Origin of the sequence: Candidatus Sodalis sp. SoCistrobi, assembly GCF_900143145.1 — a bacterium.
In the GTDB taxonomy this organism is placed as follows: domain Bacteria; phylum Pseudomonadota; class Gammaproteobacteria; order Enterobacterales; family Enterobacteriaceae; genus SoCistrobi.
The window spans coordinates 1-1329 of record NZ_FRDB01000377.1 but is presented as its reverse complement, the minus strand read 5'-3'; the positions used below and the strand labels follow the sequence as shown (position 1 = coordinate 1329).

Annotated in this window: 1 protein-coding gene; it reads right to left on the bottom strand. The window is 49.4% G+C overall.

Translation table 11 applies throughout. The annotated features are described in order from the left end of the window. Window positions 1-152: 152 nt before the first annotated feature. Window positions 153-911, bottom strand: a complete 759-nt coding sequence (locus CINSTRO3249_RS15965) for a BRO-N domain-containing protein (RefSeq protein ID WP_074013912.1) — start codon at window positions 909-911, stop codon at window positions 153-155. Window positions 912-1329: the final 418 nt, after the last annotated feature.

Sequence of the window (1329 nt, the reverse complement as noted above, 5' to 3'; positions counted from 1 at the left end):
TGATAGCTCGAGCGACAATATTTAATAACCTAGTCATATCATCTTCCTCGTGTTTGGACATCGTAAATGGGGTATAGCCCCAGTGTAGTAGTACGCTGTGTTGTTAAGCAAGAGAAAAATTACCCCGCCCCCTCAACGAGGCGGGGCCACCATCAGTGCCTCTGTGCGAACTGGCCGAGTTCGGACTTATGCCAGCGGGTCAGCGTATCGGTGAGCATGAAGGCGTTGCTCTGGCTGGCTTCAAGAAGCAAGCTATCGATTTCCCCCATCACGCTATCCACGTTCTCACGCTTGCGCACAAGCTGCCGAATGGTTCGTCTCTCAGCCTCTACCATAGCAGATTGCAGACGTTCTATAACAGCCCATATGCGTTCGCATTCTCGGGCGATATGCGGGATATGGCGGACTTCCATCGGCTGAGGTGAGGCAATACCGGTGACTTCACGTAAAGCGTACCATATGCCATTGCTCCATGCCTGCTTGAAGCGAAAGTTATGGCTCACGTGCCAAATGAGGCGGGCGAGGTTGGAGGTATCGTTAGCGGTGAAGAGTTCGTGGGACTCTGGCTTGTAAACGGGACGCTCGTATTTGCCGGTCTTGCGGATTGAGGGAAGTACATCGTTGAATACCCAATCTTGGAATTGCTTCGCTTCGGGCTTGTTGCTACGGAATATAACGCGGTAGAGGTTGGGTTCGTTGACGAAATTAACCTCTTGAATGCCGCCAGAAGTAAGGGTATCCGTTTTGCGTACCCCCTTCGAGTCGAGCACATCAGAAGCGACACGACTGGAGTTTGCGATGGTCAGAATGTCGCAGACATCCTTTAAGCAAAACCATGGTTCACTATCGATTACCTGAACGCGGACATCGTGCGATTCTTTAAATGAAAATGAGATAGGTTGGGTGTTCATTTTTGTATCCTTTGCATTTGTTCATTTTACCCCATGTTCAGTGGGGCGGTCGGGTACTTGAACACCGTGCAAAGTCGGCCAGCAGCTTTTCCCCTAAGGGTGTTGTATCACTACTCGCTACCCGACCATAACAATCTATGGGCGTAAAAAAACCGCATAACTTTCGGGCGCGGTATCCGCTTTGCATGGTGTGTTCAGCACCTTGAAAGCGACTATAGCGCATGGGATTTCCTTCGTCAAATGTGGGGCGTTTGGCGGTCAAAATCCTTGGTATATTCACTTTTTGATTATTGAATCACCCCGGATAAATTAGAGTCTATACTTTAAAAGTGGAGGTCTCTATGACAACGACCAAACGTTACTCTCCGGAAGTCCGTGAACGGGCAGTTAATCTAGTGCTGGAAACTCAGCATGAGCA

Bases quoted from the DNA above. Each gene is read 5' to 3' on its own strand.
- CINSTRO3249_RS15965 (WP_074013912.1), bottom strand. From the start codon at position 911: ATGAACACCCAACCTATCTCATTTTCATTTAAAGAATCGCACGATGTC.